The organism is Pseudomonas mohnii (assembly GCF_900105115.1).
GTDB classification, from domain to species: domain Bacteria; phylum Pseudomonadota; class Gammaproteobacteria; order Pseudomonadales; family Pseudomonadaceae; genus Aquipseudomonas; species Aquipseudomonas mohnii.
The window spans coordinates 3711818-3731289 of record NZ_FNRV01000001.1 but is presented as its reverse complement, the minus strand read 5'-3'; the positions used below and the strand labels follow the sequence as shown (position 1 = coordinate 3731289).

Below are 19472 nucleotides of genomic sequence, written 5' to 3'. Positions count from 1 at the left end.
CCGCGACGCGGTCTACGGGAAGAGCACAGATAACTATTGCACAGGATCGCTCACCGGCTTGGCAATGATCGCCTTGAGTTCGCTGGTCATCGGAAACTCAAGGTTCAAACCCTTCGGCGGAATCGGCTGTTCGAACCAGCGCTGGTAGATGCCGTTGATTTCCCCCGAACTGTACAGATCCCCCAGTGCGCCGTTGACCAGGGCCAGGAACTGCGGGTCGTCCTTGCGCACCATGCAGCTGTAGATTTCCCGCGATTGTTCCTCTCCCACCACCACCCACTTGTGTGGGTCATGGGCCTTGGCGCGCTCGCCGTAGAGAAGCGCATCGTCCATGTAGAAAGCGGCGGCACGACCCGATTGCAGCATCTGAAAGGCTTCGCCGTGGTCCTTGGCACTGATCACGAACATGTCGATCTTGTGGTCGACGTTGTAGCTCTTCAGGAAGCGCTCGTTGGTCGTACCGGCAGTCGTCACCACGTTCTTGCCACGCAAGTCGGCGAAGCTTTTGATACCGCTGTCCCTGGCGGTCAGCAATTGGCCTTTTACATAGATGAAGCCATAGGAAAACGCCACTTGCTTCTGCCGCTCGGCGGTCACGCCCGTGGAGCCACACTCCAGGTCCACGGTACCGTTCTGCACCAGAGGAATGCGTGTTTGCGAGGTCACCAGGTTGTACTTCACCTTCAGGTCCGGCAACGCCAATTGTTGCTGGATACGCTCGACAATCTTGCCCGCCAGATCCACCGAATAACCCATCGGTTTGCCGGTTTGATCACCCACGTAAGAAAACGGCACTGACGCATCGCGATAGCCCAGGGTAATGCTCTTGGCGTTGGCGATCTTGCTCAGGGTGCCGGTCAGTGGGGCCTCGTTGGCCTGGACCTGACTCGCGAGCAACAGTCCGAGGGTGCAGCCGAGCAACGTGATTTTTTGCATTGTTATTCTCCGTTGTGGGTTTTAGATGACGGTCATTTCAAACGAGCGGCGACGACAGTGATTTCCACCAGCACCTGCGGTCTCGCCAGCTCGGCCTGCACGGTCGTGCGGCTCGGGGCCTGCCCTGGCGATAGCCAGGTCGACCAGACCTCATTCATGGCGGCAAAATCGTCGGTGATATTTTTCAGGTAAATGGTCGCGCTGAGCATTTGATCCTTGTGGCTGCCGGCTTCGGCCAGCAACGCATCAATCCTGGCCAGCACTTCGCGGGTCTGACCGCCCACGTCCGAGGCTTCACCCGGCACTTGGCCAGAGAGAAATACCAGATCGCCAAACGTCACGGCGCCAGACAACCTCGGGTTGCTGTGGAGTCGGGTAATGGTCATTGCAGTGTCCTCTTGGCAAATAAAAGATCAGGCGGCCCGGTGGTTGAAACCGTGCATATCGATGGAGGGCCGGCGCTGGCCGATCAGTTCGCTGAGCAACCGCCCACTGCCACAGGCCAGGGTGAAACCCAACGCGCCATGACCGATGTTGAGCCACAGGTTGCGGTAGGCCGTGGCGCCCAGCAGCGGCACGCCGCTCGGCGTGGCCGGGCGCATCCCGGCCCATTCGGTGGCCGCGTCATAGGCCCCGGCATTGGGGAAGGTGTCACGGGCCTGACGCTTGATCAGCGCCAGTCGCTTGGGGTCTATAGCAGGATCAAAGCCAACGATGTCGACCATCGCGGCCACCCGCAACTGCTCGCCGATCCGAGCGTATACGATCTTGCGGTCATAGTCGGTGATGCTCACATCCGGGGCCTGGTGTTCGGGGCCGATGGGCACCGTCAGGCTGTAGCCCTTGAGCGGATACAACGGCAATTGCAGACCGGGCAATGCCAACAGCGGACTGCGGTGGCCGGCGGCGATCACCAATTGATCGACCGGCAACACTTGCTCGCCCAGATCGATGGCGCTGACGCTGCCGTTGGCGTGGCGAATACCGGTCACCGCTTGCCCCAGGCGTAATTCGCAACGCCCGGACGCTAGCAACCGTGTAGCCAATAGCCGGCAGAAAGCATGGCAATCGCCCACTTCTTCGTCCGGCGTATAAATCGCACCGACAAAGGGTGCATCGGCCAGGGCCGGCTCAAGTTGAGCGCACTCGGCCGCCGACAGCACCTGTTGCTGCTGATGGTCGGCCAGCCGCTGGCATGCATGCTCGAAGCTGGCGCGCTCCCGGAAGGTCACCAGTTTGCCGTTGCGCCGCCATTGGAAGCCTGCAAGCCCATCGTCTTCGCGCCATGCCTTCAATGTGCCTTGACTGAACAGCGCCAGCCGCAGCAAGTGTGCGGCGTTCTCACGGTTGACCGAGCGGCGGCAAGCGCCGAGAAAAGACGCCATCCAGCGCCACTGCGCAGCATCGAACCGCGGGCGCAGCTTCAAGGGTGAATCGCCGCGCAGCATCCACCCGATGGCCTGCAACGGCACACCGGCGTCAGCCAAAGGTGCGACGTAGCGATAGGAGAGTTGCCCACCATTGGCGAAACTGGTTTCGCTGCCCAACGCGTCCCGCGCCTCGATGACGGTCACCTCAAAGCCGTCGCGCACCAGCGCATAGGCCGTTGCCAGACCAATCACACCGCCGCCGATGATGCACACACGCTGAGCCATGTCCGTCCTTAAAACCGTTGTGATGACGAAGCCGAGGTTAGGGCCAGGTGACAGGCGGCGAACAATGAATAAAGATGCTTAACCCATAAACAAAGGTTATGGATTCGCCATGCGCCTCCGTCACATCGAGATTTTCCAGGCCATCCGCCAAACCGGATCGATCAGCGCCGCCGCACAATTGCTGCACGTCTCGCAACCGGCGGTGACCAAGGTGCTGCAGCACGCCGAGCAGCAGTTGGGGTTCCCGTTGTTCTTGCGGGTTCGCGGCAAGTTGCAGGCGACGCCCGAAGCGCTGGAGCTGGAGCGCGAGGTCGACAAGGTCAGCGAAAGCTTGCAAGGCGTGCGGCGCCTGGCCCAGAGCCTGCGTCGCGAACCGGGCCACAGCCTGCGGATCGGCGCCACGCCGGCGCTGGCCCTGTCGTTGTTGCCGCCGGCCATTCACGAGTGGACCGCACGCTACCCGGACATCGCCTGCGAACTGTCCAGCGCCCATAGCCGTGAGCTGGTGCAGAACCTGCTGATGCGTGAAGTGGATGTCGCCCTGACGCTGCAAAGACCGGATCATCCGGGGCTCAAGGCCCAAGCCTTGGCGGGCGGTGTATTGGTGGTGCTGGCACCGGCGGGTTACTGGCCATCGGCGCAGGCCGGCATGCCATTGTCATTGATGGCCCTGGCCGATGCGCCGCTGATTGGCTTGTCCAGTGCCGACCCGCTGGCCGCCCGGCTCGACAGCTACCTCGAAGCGGTCGAACCGCCGCCCCGGGTGCGCATCGCGGTGCAGACCTATTCGCTGGCCCGGGCGATGGTGGAGTCCGGTGCCGGGCTGGCGGTGATCGATCCATTCACGGCCCTGGGCGCCTCCCCCGCCACAACGACTATTCGCCCTCTCGCGCCACCGCTGCCCATCACCCTGTACGCGGTGACCCGCGCCACGGAACCGCCGCCCCACACTTTGAGCGACCTGTTGCAGGTGTTCAGTCGACAGGCCCAGGCACAACTCGATCGCATTGCTGGTCTTGCGCCGGATCTGTAGGAGCGATCACAGGACATAAAAGAAAATCGCCACGAAGTGCAGCAGGCTCCCGGCAATCACGAACAGATGCCAGATCCCGTGGGCATGGCGCAGGCGATGATCGAGGGCAAAAAAGATAATGCCCACGGTGTACAACACCCCGCCCGAGGCCAACCACGCAAACCCGGCGCCACCCAGCGCCGCCAGTAATGGCTTGACCGCCACCAGTACGATCCAGCCCATCACCGCGTAGATCACGATCGACAGAATCCGCGCTTCCGAGCGCGGCTTGATCTCCTGCAAAATGCCGATCAGCGCCAGCCCCCAGACAATCCCGAACAACGTCCAGCCCCAGGGCCCGCGCAAGGTCACCAGGCAAAACGGCGTATAGCTGCCGGCGATCAGCAGGTAGATCGAAAAGTGATCGACCTTCTGCATGATCACTTTCTTGCGCCCGCGCACGCTGTGGTACACGGTCGACGCGCTGTACAGCACCAGCAAGGTGAAGGCGTAGATCGCCATGCTGACAATCTTCCACGGACTGCCGTCCAGACTGGCGACGACGATCAGCCAGACACCCCCGACAAACGCCGCCACCGCCCCGATCAAATGCGTCCAGGCATTGAGTCTTTCCCCGTGATACATCGGTCATCCACCTCGAAAATCATTAGCCCAACGTACAAGGCTTAGGCCTGAAGCTTAAAAGCGCAATGTTTCAGAACGCAATGGCCGGCTTTCTGCTGTCGGGCCTCAAGTTTTACGTTGATCTTCCTGGCGCCATCGCTGGCAAGCCAGCTCCCACAAAGGTCTGCGTAACCCAATGCAATTAGGCACAATCGGGGCATTCCAAAAAGAGTCCGCGCCATGCTGATTGACGAAGAGTTGACCCTGAAAAAACTCGAGGTGTTCCTGGCCTTCATGCGCACCGGCAATCTGGCCCGGGCCGCGGCCGAGTTACAGACCAGCAACGTCAGCGTGCACCGGGCGATCCACTCCCTGGAAAGCGCCTTGCGCTGCCCGTTGTTCAAACACGAAGGCCGTAACCTGACCCCGCTGGAAAGCGCCTACGTGCTGGAAGAACGGGCGCAGAAGCTGATTCAGGACGTGGTCGAGAGCGTACGCCTGACGCGCGAGGCCGCCGGATTTTCCGCTGAACGCTTCAAACTGGGCTCGCTGTATTCGCTGACTGTGAAAACCGTGCCGCAGTTGATCATGGGTCTGAAAATCCGCCGCAGCGAACTCAACATCGACCTGATCCTTGGTTCGAATTTCGACCTGCTCTACAAGCTCAAGAACATGGAAGTGGATGCGATCCTGGTGTCCCTGGACGACAGCATCAACGACCCGGATTGCGAGCAGATCCAACTGTTTTCCGACGATATCTTCCTCGCCACGCCGGCCGATTCGAAGTTCGCCCAACGCACCGAAGTCGACCTCGCCGAAGTGCGCGACGAAACCTTCATCACCCTGAGCCAGGGTTTCGCCACCCATCAGGACGGCAAGCGGGTATTCGAGCAGGCGGGGTTCGAGCCGAAGGTGGCGATGCAGGTCAACGACATCTTCACCTTGCTGAGCATGGTCAGTTCGGGGGTGGGTTATGCGTTGCTGCCGGGCAGGATTGCGGCGGTGTACGAGAACCGGGTGAAGCTGATCCCGTTGCAGGAAAAATACCGGTTGCAGCAGCACATCGGCGTGGTGTTTCTCAAGGCCAAGGAGCGTGACCCGAATCTGTTGGCGTTGCTGGCCGAGTGTCGGATGTATGCCAATCGACAGGCCTGAGACCGCGCTGCTGCCAATCGCCAGCAGGCTGGCTCCCACAGAGGGTGTTCCAACAGATCACCCTGTGGGAGCTAGCCTGCTAGCGATGGCATAGCCCAGACAACTCAGAATCTGAAATCAGCCGACAATCCCCCGAACAATGAAGAACAGCAACGAAGGCCCCAGCAAGCAGCCAAGTCCGGTGTGGAAGGTCGCCGTCAACGCACCGTAAGGCACCAGGCGCCGATCCGTCGCCGCCAGCCCCGCCGTCACGCCGCTGACCGTCCCGGCCAGGCCGCCAAACACCATGGCCGAACGCGGGTTATCCAGGCCCATCCAGCGCGCCGCCATCGGCGTGCCGACCATCACCAGAATCGCCTTGATCAGCCCGGTAGCAATCGACAACGCCACCAGATCGGAACTGGCACCAATCGCTGCCCCGGTCACCGGCCCGACGATGTAGGTCACCGCGCCAGCGCCAATGGTGGTCATGCTCACCGCATCGCGATAACCAAATGCCCAGGCGATGCTCGCACCGACAATGAACGGCAACACCGTGCCCAGCAGCAGCGCAATCACCCCGATCAACCCGGCCTTTTTCGCTTCCGTCGCCTGCACTTCGAACGCCGTGGCGACGATGGCAAAGTCGCGCAACATGGCGCCGCCCATCAGGCCGATGCCGGAGAACAGCGTCAGGTCCGCCAGGCCTTTTTGCCCGCCGGTCATGGTGCCGCCGACCCAGGCCAGGACCAGGCCGATGACGATGGCAATCGCCGAGCCGTGAATGCGCCCGAAAGTCAGGCGTTTGGACAACACCACCGACACCCACATGATTACGCCCACGAACGCGAACGCCGTGACCAGACCGTTATGTTCCAGACCTTTCTCGATGAGATCCCACATGTCAGCGACCTCCTGCCGATGCGCCAACCGGGGTTATTTCTGCCGGCTCATCGGGCAAGGGTTCGCCTTTGTGAGTCCGGCTGATCAGAGCAATGGTGCAGCCGCAGACCACCACCGAGCCGATGGCCGCCAGCACCGCCACCGGGCCGCCGTGCAGCGCCGTGACCACGTTCTGTTGCGCGGCCATTGCCACCACCACCGGAATGTACATCGCGCCCCAGAAACCGACGCCCATCTCGCAGTCCTTGGTCATGCCGCCACGCTTGTGCATCCACAACCGCGCGCAGATCAGCAGGATCATCGCGATCCCGACCCCGCCGACGTTGGATTTGACGCCCAGCAACACGCCCAGCATGTCACCCATGATCACCCCTGCCAGCGTACAGATCGCCAACAGCGCCACACCGTAAATAATCATTGTTGTAGTCCTCAAATTGCATCGTCGAATATTGTTTTTGTTGTTCGAAGCCTGAGTCAGTGATCTAGGATTGGCGGCTTCCCTCCTCACGCAACAGCGCCTGCAGGGTATCGAGCCGGGCACCGTCGAAAGCCATCACGGTCCCCTGCTCGAACACCCGGCGCGCCAGCCCGGTCAGCACCGCACCGGGCGGCAGTTCGATCTGTAGACGTACGCCACGCTCATAAGCGCTTTGTACCGTGCCGCGCCAATCCACCACGCGGCACATGTTGAAAGCGAGGTCGTCGCGCAACGCTTCGATGTTGGTCACCATCCGCGCGCGGCTGCCGCTGAGATAACCCAGGACCGGCGTTTTCAGTGGCACCCCGGCGAAGGCTTCGGCCAGGAACTTCGCCGGTGCATCCAGCAGCGGGCAGTGCGACGGCACGCTCACCGCCAGACGCCTGGCCAGCCCGGCACCACGGCCTTTCGCCCGTTCGGCGACGGCTTTCATCGCGCCATCGCTGCCGGCGATCACCACCTGGTTATCGGCGTTGATGTTGGCCAGGTAAACCGGCGTGTCGTCGCCGTGAACCTGGGCCAGCAAACCTTCGACCGTCGCCAGATCCAGACCGATGATCGCGGTCATGCCGTAGCCCAGAGGATAAGCCTGCTGCATCAACTCACCGCGCAGGCTGACCAGATGCAACGCATCGCTGAAACTCAGGGCTCCGGCCACCACCGCTGCCGGGTAGGCGCCGATGGACAAACCGGCGACGTAGTCCGCCGCGACGGACAACTGCCGCGAAGCCGCCACACCGGCGATCAACAGGCACAACTGAACGGCCCGCGTCGACTGCAAAGCCGCAGCAGAATCCAGCAGCAAGACATCCTCACCGAGCACGTCGCTGGCCTCGATCAGGGTTTCCCGAGGCAAGCGTTGAAGCATGCCCGGCTGCTGTGCACCCTGACCGGGGAACACCAACAAGCTGCTCACGCTGCCTGCTCCTGCGGGTTCCATGGATCGAGCACCAGACAAGCCTGGCTTGCGTTCTTGAGCAGCACGCGATTCGAAGAACCGGCCCATTCACGCAACGCGACGGCGCCGAATGGCGTCTGCAACTGCATGTCCACTACACAGATGGCGCGGTCCAGAATCGCCACCAGCGCCCGAGATTCAGCACGGCTCAGCGGCTGTGGTGTACGAAGTATCACGTCGAGATCGCTGCCCTCATGCAAGGCTGAAAACCCGCTGGCCAGTTCAAACCCGGCACTGCCGCTGACACCCCAGACCCGACCGCAACCCTCCAGCATCGGCCGCAATTGAGCCAGGGCCTGAAGCACCGGCAAGTCCCTGTCGATATCGACATGACAGAGCGCCTCCGGCGACACCCGACGGGTGATCGAAGCAATCGCCATCGACGCCGCGTAACGCTGTTCGCGCTGACGGCCACGCACACCGACCGCGACCTGCCCGGCCGCTGACAAGGCGCGCCGCACCACGACCGGTTGCCCGGCGAGGACCGACTCGATCGCCCACACAGGCGCATCCGCAGGCAACTGCGCCGGGGTCATCCCCCAGAGCAGGTCGTGCGCCAGCAGCGTGTTCACCACTGCGCCCTCAGCAATTGGCGAACCTGGCTGGAGGCCGTGCGATGGGTGGCACCGAGGCGGCCACTCAGGTCGCGTCCCTTGGCAGCGACATCGCCGATGGCCAATGTCAGGCACTCAGCCACTCGCGCCAGATCGTTCGCCGAGGGTTGTTCGATCTGCTCCACCGACAAGGTTTCCCAGAGCAAACCGAGGCTGGCATAACTGTCGATGTCATAGGCCATCGGCGGCACGCTGGCGGCCAGGGCTTCCAGTTCTTCGACACTGCGCAGCGTCACCCGCGCCGCCGAAGCCTTGCCCATGGCATGCACCATCACCCCAGGATCACGCAGGGCAATCAGCCGGTTGGCTTGATAGCCGTGGGCGAGAAACGCCCCGGACATGGCCTTGCCCACCAGCAAACCGATCACGGCATGGCCGGCCAGACGGGCACGGGCATAGCTGTCGGCGGCACCGGCCAGGGCCTGATGAATGCCGAGCGCTTCTTCGCGCCGGCCATAAGCCTGGCTCGGTACATCAACGATGGCGATCAAGGCCCGTTTTTGCGGTTTGTCCTGATCGGCCGTGATGACTTCGTCCACCGCCTTGGCCAGGCCCCAACCTTCGAGCAAGCCGACTTCACCATGACGGGCACGAACGAAACGGTTGTCCGGATCGGCCACCACCGCGATAAACCGAACGGCTTGTTCACCTAGAAAGCCATCCGCCACCTTCAGCGACGCCGGTAAACCTTCGACCGCTTTGGCGCCAGCACTCAAGGCGTTGAACCAGTTCAAGCCCCTCAGGGAATACGCACTCATGAGCGCTCTCCTTGATACAGATCGCGAACCACTGAAGGCTCGATTTGCGGCCCGGCGTCCAGACGCGCTAGCCGTTGCAGGAACAGTTCGGCCTGTGTGCTGCGTTGCTGCGCGGGCAAACCCTGCTTGAGCAACGCGCTGACCTGCTGGCGGATCTGCGCCACGTCGTCCTCGGCGTAGCGATCCACCAGGCCGGTGGCAAACCGTTGCTCGCCGCCAGTCAGGCTCCAAATGAACGGACGATCCCGCGAGTCGTATTCCTCAAGTCCGGCCTCCTGTTCGATCACCTGCGGGCCGTTCAGGCCGAGACGCGCTTCCTGGGTGACCAGCAAGTAGCTGCACAAGCCGGCGGCAATCGACATGCCGCCGAAGCAGCCCACGCTGCCGGCCACCACGCCAATCACGGGTTGGTACTGGCGCAGATCGACAATCGCCGCATGAACATCGGCAATCGCCGCCAAGCCGAGGTTGGCCTCCTGCAAACGTACGCCACCGGTTTCCAGTAGCAGCACAGCACGGGTCGGGATGCCGTTGCGGTTGTCTTCAGCCGCCAGTTCCAAGGCACCGGCAAGTTTCGCCCCGCCCACTTCACCGAGGCTGCCGCCCTGGAACGCCCCCTCGATAGCCCCGATCACCACCGGCAAACCGTCGATGCTGCCCTTGGCAATGATCACGCCGTCATCGGCCTGTGGCACCACGCCCTGACGCGACAACCAGGGCGACATGACCCGTTGAAACGGGTCGAGCAATTCGCGAAAGGTGCCGGCATCGAGCAAGGCCTTTGCCCGTTGGCGGGCGCCGAGTTCGACGAAGCTGTGCTTGTGCAGCAGTTCTGCGCTGTCAGTCATGGCCGATCTCCTCGAAACCCTGCTCCAGACGCAAACGCACCACGCCAGGGGTGGCGCCGAAATCGTGAATGTCGATGTCCATCGCCGGCGGGGTCTGCCCGTCGAACATCCGTGCAAACAGGTGCTGCCAGCGTTGTTCGCTGCCATTGACCGAGGTCTGCACGGTGATGGTCAACTTGCCGGCCTGACCCGGCTCGATCAGCACTTCCAGATCGCCCGAGCCGACACAGCCCACCAGTGTGCGGCCGCGTGGCGGCTGCCCGGCGGGGAATTCAAAGGATAAGGTTTCCATCAAAAAGCTCCCTGATTGATGCCGTCGCCGGACTCGATGCGGTCGATGAACAGGCAGGCGGCGAGCAGGTCGGCAGCACCGCCGGGCGAGGCATTCAGCGCGATTAATTGTTGGTCCAGCTCATGCAAACGACGGCGACCGGCCAGGCTGGCACTGCCACCCGCGTCGAGTACCGCCTGGGCGCCACGTTGCATGGTGTACAGGCCTTGTTCGCCGGCGCGGTACAGCACGCAGGTGTCGGCCAGTCGGGTCATGATCGCCAGCAGCGCATCGAGCCGGGCGTTCTGTTCGCCATGGCCGGCGGCGCGGCTGCGTTTGAGCTGCGGCAGGGCGCGTTGGGTGACTGCCGGAAAGCCCAACTGCGCTTCTTCGCGGGCACCGCGAGCGCCGTAGCGCAGGGTGACCTGAGCACCGTGGCTCAGGGGCCGTGGCGCATGGCGGTCGTCGAGCAAGGCCAGGCGTGCGGCGCGCAAAGCGATGGAACCTGCGGCAGTCGATTCAGGCTCCAGCGCGGCAGCCGCAACCAACAGGCCCAACGCCCAGATGGCCCCGCGATGGGTATTCACGCCGTGGGTGGTGGCGAGCATCGCTTGCTCACCCTCTCGACCGATCAGCCCGATGGCCTCACGCAGCGGCAAACCGATCTCGCCTATCTCGATGGCGATCTCAGCCATTTCTTTGAACGCTGGCCACAACGCCAGTGCCGAGGCGTGCATCAGCCCCAAGTGCAAATCGGTATGGGCACCGCTACCGCGACGGTCGACCAGCGCCGGTTTCGGCGACAGGTCCGCTTCGTCGATCAGCGCGTCCACCGCCAGGTCCGCCAGGCGTTCGGCCAGGGTCAGGGTTTTCGCTTGCAGGTTGAATGCGTGCATTACCAGCTCCTGAATTTGGCGGGCGGGTTATAGAGGCCACCGGACCACTCCACCAGATCGGCCACGCTTTTGGCGGCGAGCAACTCGCGGGTAGCGTCGGTGCGCCGGATGCCGAGGTCTTCGGGCAAGGCGATCAGGCCTTCACGGCGCATGCGCGCCGTGTCTTTGGGGTTATGACGCAGGCCGATGGCGGTCACCCCGGCGACGGCGGCGATCATCGCGCGGCGCTCTTCCAGCGAGCGGGCCTTGTACAGGTAGGCAATGCCTTCTTCGGTCAGCAGGTGGGTGACGTCGTCGCCGTAGATCATGATCGGCGCCAACGGCATGCCGCTTTTTTTCGCCACTTCGATTGCATCGAGGGTTTCGACGAAGGTCGGTTTGCCGCCCTCCTGGAAGGTCTCGACCATCTGCACCACGAGTTTCTTGCCGCGTTCGAGCATCGGTTCGGCGGCGTCGGCGTGGCGCATGTCGAGCCAGGCCGGCGTACCGTGACGCCGACCACGCGGGTCGTGGCCCATGTTCGGTGCGCCGCCGAAACCGGCCAGGCGTCCTCGGGTCACGGTCGAAGAATGGCCGTCGCCATCGACTTGCAGGGTGGCGCCGATAAACAAGTCCACCGCGTATTGCCCGGCGAGTTGGCTGAACATCCGGTTGGAACGCATGGAACCGTCGCGCCCGGTGAAGAACACATCGGGCCGGGCGGCGATGTAGTTTTCCATGCCCAGTTCGGTGCCGAAGCAATGCACGCTTTCGACCCAACCGCTTTCGATTGCCGGGATCAACGTCGGGTGCGGATTGAGCGTCCAGTTGCGGCAGATCTTGCCCTTCAATCCAAGGGATTGGCCGTAGGTCGGCAGGATCAGCTCGATGGCGGCGGTGTTGAAACCGATGCCGTGATTGAGTGACTGAACGTTGTGTTTTTCGTAGATACCGCGAATTGCCATCATTGCCATCAGCACGTGCACAGGCTTGATGTGCCGGGGGTCGCGGGTGAACAGCGGTTCGATGTAGAACGGCTTGTCGGCCACTACCACGAAGTCGACCCAGGACGCAGGAATGTCGACGCGGGGCAACTCGCTGACGTCGTCCACCAACTGATTGACCTGGACGATGACGATGCCGTCGCTGAACGCCGCCGGCTCGATCAAGGCCGGAGTGTCTTCGGTACTCGCCCCGGTGTAGATGTTGCCGGCGCGGTCGGCCATGAAACCGGCCGAGAGCACGACGTTGGGAATCAGGTCCACCACCAGCCGTGCATAGAGTTCGATGTAGGTGTGGATCGCGCCGATTTCCAACAGTCCGTCTTCGAGCAACTGGCTGATGCGCAAGCTTTGCGCACCGGCGAAGGCGAAGTCGAGCTTGCTGGCGATGCCGCGTTCGAACAGGTCCAGATGCTCGGCGCGCCCGACGCTGGGCATGATCATGTGCAAATCATGCAGCTTGCCTGGATCGGCCTTGACCAACGAGCGGGAGAGAAAATCCGCCTGCTTCTGGTTGTTGCCCTCCAGCACCACTCGGTCGCCGGGCAGAATCAACGCCTCCAGCGCCGCCACGATCTTGTCGGTGGGCAACACCACACCGTCGGCAAAGCCCCGCACCAGCTCGAGACGTCGCTGCTTTTCGCTGCGCCGCCGCGTCCATCGCGAGTCGGGGGATATTGTTGTTGTCATGACCACTCCACGGGTTCGCTGTCGTGGAGTCACCTTAGGAGCGTTGGGTGGGGGGTATCAATCAAGCAGCGCGGTGGATTGTTACGGTCAGGTTAATGATTGAACCGTCGGACGCCATCGCGAGCAGGCTCGCTCCTACATTGGGTCTGCGGCGTCCATAAAACCCTGTGGGAGCGAGCCTGCTCGCGATGGGGCCAGTCAGACCAACCCCGCCTCCACCAACAACTCTTCCAACGCCAGCAAATCCGGAACCCTGGCCACTTGATCGCCGACTTGCACCGCTGCTTTTTCCAGCGAGCACAACGGCACGTCGACATAGCTCAACTGACTGTCGAGCTTGTACGAGCGGGGAATGCCCTGGACCAGCATGGCGATGAATTTCAGCTCGGGGCGGCCGCCGAGGGCGTTGAGGATGACGATTCGGGCGCGCTCACCGATGATGATTTTACTGCCGCACGCCGACTCGAAACTGAGCAGCGGGATTTGCCGGTTGCGCCACGGTACTCGCCCCAGATACCAGGGCGGCGTGTCGAGGTCGAATGCCGCGGGCTGGTAGTCGATCAGTTCGGCGACCGCGACGTTGGGCAGGATCAGGTTACGGTCGGCCAGTGGCAGCAAGAGGCCGGTGAGGTGGCTAGTGCGCTGGTCGATCAGCCGCTCAAGCATGGGTTTTGCTCCATAGGGCGATGCTTTCGAGCAGTACCGATTCCTGGTACGGCTTGCCGAGGTAGTCGTTGACGCCGATGGCCATGGCGCGGTCGCGGTGTTTCTGCCCGGTGCGCGAGGTGATCATGATGATCGGCAGGTGCTTCAAACGCTCGTCGCTGCGCACCAGCGTTGCCACTTCGAAACCGTCCATGCGCGGCATTTCGATGTCGAGCAGCAATACGTCGGGCATGTGTTCTTCAAGCAGCAGCATGGCGTCGACCCCGTCCTTGGCCGTCAGCACATTCATGCCGTGGCGTTCGAGCAAGCGGCTGGTGACCTTGCGCACGGTGACCGAGTCATCGACCACCATGATCAGCAACGGCCGTTGCGGCTCGCTCTCGGTATCGGGATTCGCCGGACGCTGTGGCACATGGGCTTGCAGGGCGCGGATCGGCGCCAGCAAATCCAGGATCAGCACCACCCGGCCATCCCCCAGGATCGTCGCGCCGGAGACGCCCTTCACGGCCGCGAACTGCGGGCCGAGGCTCTTGACCACGATCTCGCGAGTGCCGGCCATGGCATCGACCAGCACCGCGATGTGCCGTTCGTTGCACTGCACCAGCAGCACCGGCAGCGGCAGGTTCTGGCCCAGCAGTTTTGGCCGTGGACTGGTTTTCAGCAGTTCGCCCAGGTAGCACAGTTCATAGCGCTGCCCGGCGTATTCATAGGTCGGCGGGTCGAGGCGGAAATGCCCTTCGAGCTCGTTAGGCAATACGCGGACGATCCCGTCGATGGTGTTCAGCGGGATCGCGTACTGATCCTCGCCACATTGCACCATCAGCGCGCGGTTGACCGACACCGTGAACGGCAGGCGAATGCGGAAGTGCACGCCCTGCCCCCGCACGGAATCGATGCTCATGCTGCCGCCCAGTTGCCGTACTTCTTCATGCACGACATCCATGCCGACGCCCCGCCCGGAAATCTGGGTGATTTTCTCGGCTGTGGAGAACCCCGGCTGCAGGATGAATTGCAGCACGTCGCGGTCGCTGATCTCGCTGTTCGGATCGAGCAAACCGCGCTTGATCGCCTTGCGCCGCACCGCCTCCAGGGAAACGCCGGCACCGTCGTCGCGGATATCGAAAATGATGTCGCCGCCCTCGCGCAACAGATCGAGGGTGATCCGTCCCTGTGCCGGTTTACCCGCCGCTATTCGCGCCTCGGCAGATTCCAGGCCATGGTCCACGGCGTTGCGCAGCATGTGCTCAAGCGGTGCGGCCATGCGTTCGAGCACGTTGCGATCCATCTCGCCTTCAGCGTTTTCGACGATGAACTCGACGTCCTTGCCCAACTCTTCGGACACCTGACGAACGATGCGCTTCAAGCGCGGCAGCATCCGCTCGAACGGCACCATGCGCGTATGCATCAGGCCTTCCTGCAGTTCGGTGTTGATGCGGCCTTGCTGTTGCAGCAGGTTTTCCGCGTCCTGATTGCGCCGGTCGAGGGTTTCCTTGAGGTCGAGCAGGTCGGAGGCCGATTCGAACAGCGCCCGCGACAGTTGCTGCAATTGCGAGTGACGGTCCATCTCCAGCGGATCGAACTCCTCGTAACCCAGACGTTCGGCGTCGACTTGCTGGCGACTGAGGATCCGGCCCTGGGTTTCGATATCGAGTCGACGCAGTTGATCGCGCATCCGTTCGATGGTGGTTTCCATCTCGTTCAGGGCGATTTGCGCATCGCTGACCTGCTGCTCGATGCGGCCGCGAAAGATTGATGTCTCGCCGGCCAGGTTGACCAGGTCATCGAGCAGTTCCGCCGAAACCTTGACCATGTCGGCCCCGGCATCGGGCTGCTGCGGGGCTTCGGTTTTTGTGGTGACGGGCAGCGACATTGGCGCTGGCGCTTCAGGCAGCGCCGGGTGGCTGAAATTCTTGATCGCGTCGATCAGCCGATCGGCCGGCGGCAAGGGGTCGCCGGCGCGGGTCGCGTCGAGCATTTGCGCCAGGCGGTCATGGCTGCGTTGCAGCAGCTCGAACAACGCCGACGTGGGTTTCAGCACCCCTGTGGATAAACCTTCGTAAAGAAACTCCAGCTCATGGGCCAAATCGCCGATCGGGGCGATTTCCACCATACGGGCGCCGCCCTTGAGCGTGTGCAGGTCGCGCAGCAGGGTTTCCACTTCCTGACGATTCGACGGCTCGGCCTGCCAGCGCACCAGCGCCGCACCGGAGCTTTCGATGATGTCGAAACCTTCTTCGAGGAAGATGTCCAGCAGCTCGCTGTCGTGATGGGCCGAGTCATGACTGGCCACAGGTTCGATCATATCGGCGTGGCCCGTTTGCCCTTGGCGCAACACGCGGATCGCGTCGATCAACTCGCTCGAGTCGCCCAAGGGCTGGTGCTGTTGCAGCTGCTCAAGCAATTGCGCCAGCCGCTCATGGCTGCGTTGCAGCAAATCGGTCAACCCGACGCTGTAGCTGTAACGACGGTCGACCAGGCCTTCGTAGAGGTTTTCCAGTTCATGGGCCAGGTCACCGACCGGCTGGACCTCGGCCATGCGCGCACCGCCCTTGAGGGTGTGCATGTCCCTTTGCAAGGACGACAGCGGCGCGACGTTCTGCGGTTCACCCAACCAGCGCTGCAAGGCCTGGCCGGCGCTTTCGAGGATATCCACGGCCTCTTCGAGGAAGATCGAAACAATCTCGTCGTCCAGGTCCTTACCACGGTTCTCTGTAGGAGCTGGCTTGCCAGCGAAGGACTCACCGACACCGTGTCTTTCCAATAAAAACGCGTCATCGTTGACGACCATCGCTGGCAAGCCAGCGCCCACGGGGGGCAGGCTGTTTTCGAGTTCGGCGGTGACATCGGACAGTTCGCGGATGCTCAGGGTGCGGCTGCCGTCGCTACGGATCAGGCCCATGGCCGATGGGTCCAGGCTCTGATCGAGCAAACCGTGCAAGGCACGAATCCTTTCCGGACACGGGCTGACTTCCTGGCCGGCAGCCAGTTCATCAAGCATGTTGATCAGCGCTTCGTGGGCACTTTGCGCTTCCTGGAAAACCGCCTCGCTGACCGCCAGACTGCTTTCCTCAACGGCACCGTAAAGGTCGAGCAAGGCTTCGCACAATTCGTCCACCGGATGCAGATCGGCCAGGTGCGCACCTTCGCCGAGGGTGGTCAATTCATCCAGCAGCGCACTGAGTTCCTGGCGTTCGCCAGGGTGTTGCTGCCAGCGTTGCAACAGGCTTTCGGCGTCCAGCAGGATGTCCATGCCCTGGGCCAGAAAGTTGTTGATCAATTGCGGATCGCGCTTGATGCGCAGCCCTGTGCTCGGGGTGTTCGACAGGCTGGCCAGACGTTCGGCCAACAGTGCCTGGGTGCGCTCGATCAAGGCCACAGCGTCAGGGATCTCGGCCAACGGGTCCGTCTTGAGTTGGCGCAAGCCGAGGCGGAACAAACCTTCGGCTTCCAACAGCAATTCGACTTCGTCCAGATCCAGGGCGATCTGGTGGGCCTTGTATTCCCGGGCCAGTTGATCCAGAGGCGCGGCCAGCTCGGCAATTGGCAACACCCCGGCCATCGACGCACTGCCCTTGAGGGTGTGCAAGGCGCGCTGCAACTCATCGCTGGCCTGCAGCGGCACGTGTTCGGCAGCCTGATCCAGGAAGCGGTTGAGGCTGTTCAAATGGGTTTCGGCTTCTTTGCGGAAGATCTCCAGCAGCAAGGGATCAAGGGCCGCGACGTCCTGGGTATCTTCATCGACGGCCCATTCCTCGCCCTTGGCCAGGGCATGGGCGCGGGCGGCCAGTTGGTCGACGTCGTTGCGCTGGCGTTGTGCACCGGCGGCAAATTCGGCCACCAGTTCCGGCAGCAGCGCTACCACATCAGCCAACAGTTGTTGCACGGCAGCGCACGGTGCGACGCTGTGCTCCAGCACGCGGTTGAGCAGGTTTTCCACGGCCCAGGCCAGTTCGCCGAGCACCAGCGCACGGACCATTCGACCACTGCCCTTCAGCGTATGGAACGCGCGACGCACGTCCCCCAGGGCTGACGGGTCATCGGGGGCGGCCGACCTGCGCGGCAAGTATTCCCGAAGGATTTGCAGCACCTCGTCGGCCTCTTCGAGGAACACTTCGCGCAGTTCGTCATCCACCGGCGCTTCACCGGCAGGCGGCGGCAGCAGGCTGCCCGGCGTGGTCAGGGCGGGTGGGTTCAGCGCCGAGACCGGGCTGGCCATCACATCCGCCAGGGTCTGGGCGATGGCCGGGCCGTCCAGTTCCTGCATCTGTTGCATGACCTGCGCTTCGCTCGGGCTCAACACATCCTCGAGTACTGGCACATGCTGTTCGCTGGGGAAGAAACCGAGTGACGCCAGGCTTTTTTCGGCGATATCGAGCAATGACTCACCGGGGGCTTCCGGGTCATCGTTAAGGCGCTCCAGGTAGTATTCGAGGCTGGCGATAACGTCGGCCAGGCTGTCCAGTTCCTGCCAGTCGGGCTGGCCGGGATCGAGCAGCAGGTGCTCACGGATGAAGTGATTGCAGGATTCGATCAGGCTGGCCGCGCGGCTCAACGGAATCATCGCCAGCGCACCGCGAACCTGGGTCAACAGGGCCGGCAGCGCCTGTAAGTGCTGACGGTCCCAATCGGCGTCGATGTAGTCGACGATCATGTCCTTGGCCTGTTGCAGGCAGATGCGCGCTTCCTTGATCACGATCTGGTGAATCTGTGTCAGGTCGGTGGTCGGCAGACGGCTTTCTTCCTGACTCTCCGGCTCCACGGTGCCGACCATGCCGGCCAGCGTCGCCTCGACATAGAGCAAGGCCCCGGCCACATCCATGAGAATCGCGTCATCGGGCGCACGCTGGCCCTGGGCGAGACTCAGCACCACCGCCAATTGGTCAATGATGACCTTGCGCGGCTGACCGAAACCCAGCACCGCCAGGGTGTCGGCGATTTGCCGCAGCGGCGCCAACAGGCTGTCGAGATCGGAGGCGTGTTGACGGTCGCTGCGCACGAACAAGTCCAGACGCTCCTTGACCCGTACCAGCTCCTCGCAGAGCGCCGCCAATACCGAACGCATGGCATCGCGGTCGGGACCGGCCAGCCGTGCGCGTTCTTCATCGACCATCGCGCTGTCAGGCAGCGCATCGTCCAGTCCGTAGCGATCTTTCATGGTCAGCATCTGCCCGGTGGGGTGTTCGGCTTTGGCAATGTAAAACAGCAAACTCTTGAGCAGCTCCGGCGGCGCCGGTTGATTGATCGCGGGCATGCCCTGTTCGAGCAGACGCTTGAGTTCTTTGTCGGCGTCCTTGAACAGGCTGCGCAAGGCGGGGCTGTTGGCAATCGCACCGCCGCGCATGCCTTCGACCAGCGCCGAAGCGACCTGCCACAACGGGCTCAAGGGTGCGTTACCGCACAGGCTTTCGAGGCGACTGAATACCTTGGCCAGATAATCGAGGTTAGCCTCGTCATCCTGCTCACGGAGCAAGCCCACCAGGGCCATCTGCAACATTTGACGCAATTTGCGCAGCACGCTCGGCAGCTCCACCGGCTCCAGCAGCGCCAGCGATTCCTCATCCAGGGGCGGCAGATCAGGCAACTGTGGGCTGAACAGGCTGGTCTCGGACAACAGGCCTTCACCACGGGCGCTGCGCAGATCGTTGATCAGCGGCAGCACCACCAGCGGCAAGTCGCGACGCGCGCCCTGGACCCGGTCGAGGTAAATCGGCAATTGCCCCAAGGCTTGCATCAACAGGTGCAGTGCCTCGTCACGGTGGCTGACGCGGTCCTGTTGCAGGGCGCACACAAGCTGCTCCATCTCTTCGGCGAGCAGGGCCGCGCCGTAGAATTCGACCATCTGCAAACTGCCGTGAACCTGATGGATGCACGCCAGGCAATCGCTCAGCGCGTGCGTCGCCTGCGGATCATCCAGCAGGGTTTCGATGGCGTGATGAGCCTGCTTCAGCGTTTCGGCAATCTCGCCTTTGACCCATTCGAGGGCCACATAGTCGTGCCGATCACCCATAACCACTCCAGTTACCACTTCAGTCAAAATGCCAACGCCCGA

General features: G+C 62.6%; 17 protein-coding genes. 2 read left to right on the top strand and 15 right to left on the bottom strand.

Annotation, left to right across the window (positions count from 1 at the left end; translation table 11 throughout):
• Nucleotides 1-33: 33 nt before the first annotated feature.
• Genes BLV61_RS17295 through BLV61_RS17285 form a run of 3 tightly spaced genes read right to left on the bottom strand, consistent with a single transcriptional unit; the run spans nucleotide 34 to nucleotide 2591 of the window.
• Nucleotides 34-936 (bottom strand): transporter substrate-binding domain-containing protein, encoded by a 903-nt coding sequence (locus tag BLV61_RS17295; RefSeq protein WP_090466611.1) that lies wholly within the window; start codon nucleotides 934-936, stop codon nucleotides 34-36.
• 32 nt (nucleotides 937-968) lie between these two features.
• Entirely contained in the window at nucleotides 969-1322 is a 354-nt protein-coding gene (locus BLV61_RS17290) for a RidA family protein (protein ID WP_090466609.1), read from the bottom strand.
• Nucleotides 1323-1349: 27 nt separating this feature from the next.
• Nucleotides 1350-2591 (bottom strand): D-amino acid dehydrogenase, encoded by a 1242-nt coding sequence (locus BLV61_RS17285; RefSeq protein WP_047534458.1) that lies wholly within the window; start codon nucleotides 2589-2591, stop codon nucleotides 1350-1352.
• 109 nt (nucleotides 2592-2700) lie between these two features.
• On the opposite strand from BLV61_RS17285, the gene BLV61_RS17280 reads away from it, so the two are divergent.
• A complete protein-coding gene (locus tag BLV61_RS17280) occupies nucleotides 2701-3624 on the top strand; it encodes a LysR family transcriptional regulator (RefSeq protein WP_047534460.1) in 924 nt (307 codons plus the stop codon).
• A gap of 6 nt (nucleotides 3625-3630) precedes the next feature.
• Here BLV61_RS17280 and trhA read toward each other — a convergent pair whose 3' ends face one another.
• A complete protein-coding gene (gene trhA / locus BLV61_RS17275; protein WP_047534461.1) occupies nucleotides 3631-4248 on the bottom strand; it encodes a PAQR family membrane homeostasis protein TrhA in 618 nt (205 codons plus the stop codon).
• A gap of 219 nt (nucleotides 4249-4467) precedes the next feature.
• Between trhA and BLV61_RS17270 the strand changes: the two genes are divergently transcribed.
• Nucleotides 4468-5382 carry a LysR family transcriptional regulator gene (locus BLV61_RS17270; RefSeq protein ID WP_047534466.1) on the top strand — a complete coding sequence of 305 codons (915 nt, stop codon included), beginning with the start codon at nucleotides 4468-4470 and terminating at the stop codon, nucleotides 5380-5382.
• A gap of 117 nt (nucleotides 5383-5499) precedes the next feature.
• Here the strand turns inward: BLV61_RS17270 and madM are convergent, their stop codons facing one another.
• The 11 genes from madM to BLV61_RS17215 all read right to left on the bottom strand — a co-directional run bounded on the left by madM (nucleotide 5500) and on the right by BLV61_RS17215 (nucleotide 19430).
• The gene (gene madM / locus BLV61_RS17265; protein ID WP_047534467.1) at nucleotides 5500-6264 is read right to left on the bottom strand and encodes a malonate transporter subunit MadM; all 765 of its coding nucleotides are present in this window, start codon (nucleotides 6262-6264) and stop codon (nucleotides 5500-5502) included.
• Nucleotide 6265: 1 nt separating this feature from the next.
• Nucleotides 6266-6682 (bottom strand): malonate transporter subunit MadL, encoded by a 417-nt coding sequence (gene madL, locus BLV61_RS17260; RefSeq protein WP_047534468.1) that lies wholly within the window; start codon nucleotides 6680-6682, stop codon nucleotides 6266-6268.
• A 64-nt stretch (nucleotides 6683-6746) separates the two neighbouring features.
• Nucleotides 6747-7658: a malonate decarboxylase subunit epsilon gene (gene mdcH, locus BLV61_RS17255; protein ID WP_090466607.1), complete on the bottom strand. Its 912-nt coding sequence runs from the start codon at nucleotides 7656-7658 to the stop codon at nucleotides 6747-6749.
• Nucleotides 7655-8275 carry a malonate decarboxylase holo-ACP synthase gene (locus BLV61_RS17250; RefSeq protein WP_090466605.1) on the bottom strand — a complete coding sequence of 207 codons (621 nt, stop codon included), beginning with the start codon at nucleotides 8273-8275 and terminating at the stop codon, nucleotides 7655-7657. Before BLV61_RS17250 ends, mdcH begins: the two co-directional genes overlap by 4 nt.
• On the bottom strand, nucleotides 8269-9072 hold the full coding sequence (mdcE, locus tag BLV61_RS17245) for a biotin-independent malonate decarboxylase subunit gamma (protein WP_090466603.1): 804 nt from the start codon (nucleotides 9070-9072) through the stop codon (nucleotides 8269-8271). The genes BLV61_RS17250 and mdcE overlap by 7 nt, the downstream gene beginning before the upstream one ends.
• Entirely contained in the window at nucleotides 9069-9920 is an 852-nt protein-coding gene (locus BLV61_RS17240) for a biotin-independent malonate decarboxylase subunit beta (RefSeq protein WP_090466602.1), read from the bottom strand. The genes mdcE and BLV61_RS17240 overlap by 4 nt, the downstream gene beginning before the upstream one ends.
• Nucleotides 9913-10212 carry a malonate decarboxylase subunit delta gene (locus BLV61_RS17235; RefSeq protein ID WP_034147532.1) on the bottom strand — a complete coding sequence of 100 codons (300 nt, stop codon included), beginning with the start codon at nucleotides 10210-10212 and terminating at the stop codon, nucleotides 9913-9915. The genes BLV61_RS17240 and BLV61_RS17235 overlap by 8 nt, the downstream gene beginning before the upstream one ends.
• Complete coding sequence (locus tag BLV61_RS17230; RefSeq protein ID WP_090466599.1) at nucleotides 10212-11087, bottom strand: triphosphoribosyl-dephospho-CoA synthase; 876 nt, start codon at nucleotides 11085-11087, stop codon at nucleotides 10212-10214. The genes BLV61_RS17235 and BLV61_RS17230 overlap by 1 nt, the downstream gene beginning before the upstream one ends.
• Complete coding sequence (mdcA, locus tag BLV61_RS17225) at nucleotides 11087-12757, bottom strand: malonate decarboxylase subunit alpha (RefSeq protein ID WP_090466597.1); 1671 nt, start codon at nucleotides 12755-12757, stop codon at nucleotides 11087-11089. The genes BLV61_RS17230 and mdcA overlap by 1 nt, the downstream gene beginning before the upstream one ends.
• A gap of 198 nt (nucleotides 12758-12955) precedes the next feature.
• Complete coding sequence (locus BLV61_RS17220; RefSeq protein WP_090466595.1) at nucleotides 12956-13423, bottom strand: chemotaxis protein CheW; 468 nt, start codon at nucleotides 13421-13423, stop codon at nucleotides 12956-12958.
• Complete coding sequence (locus BLV61_RS17215) at nucleotides 13416-19430, bottom strand: Hpt domain-containing protein (protein ID WP_090466593.1); 6015 nt, start codon at nucleotides 19428-19430, stop codon at nucleotides 13416-13418. Before BLV61_RS17215 ends, BLV61_RS17220 begins: the two co-directional genes overlap by 8 nt.
• Nucleotides 19431-19472 lie beyond the last annotated feature (42 nt).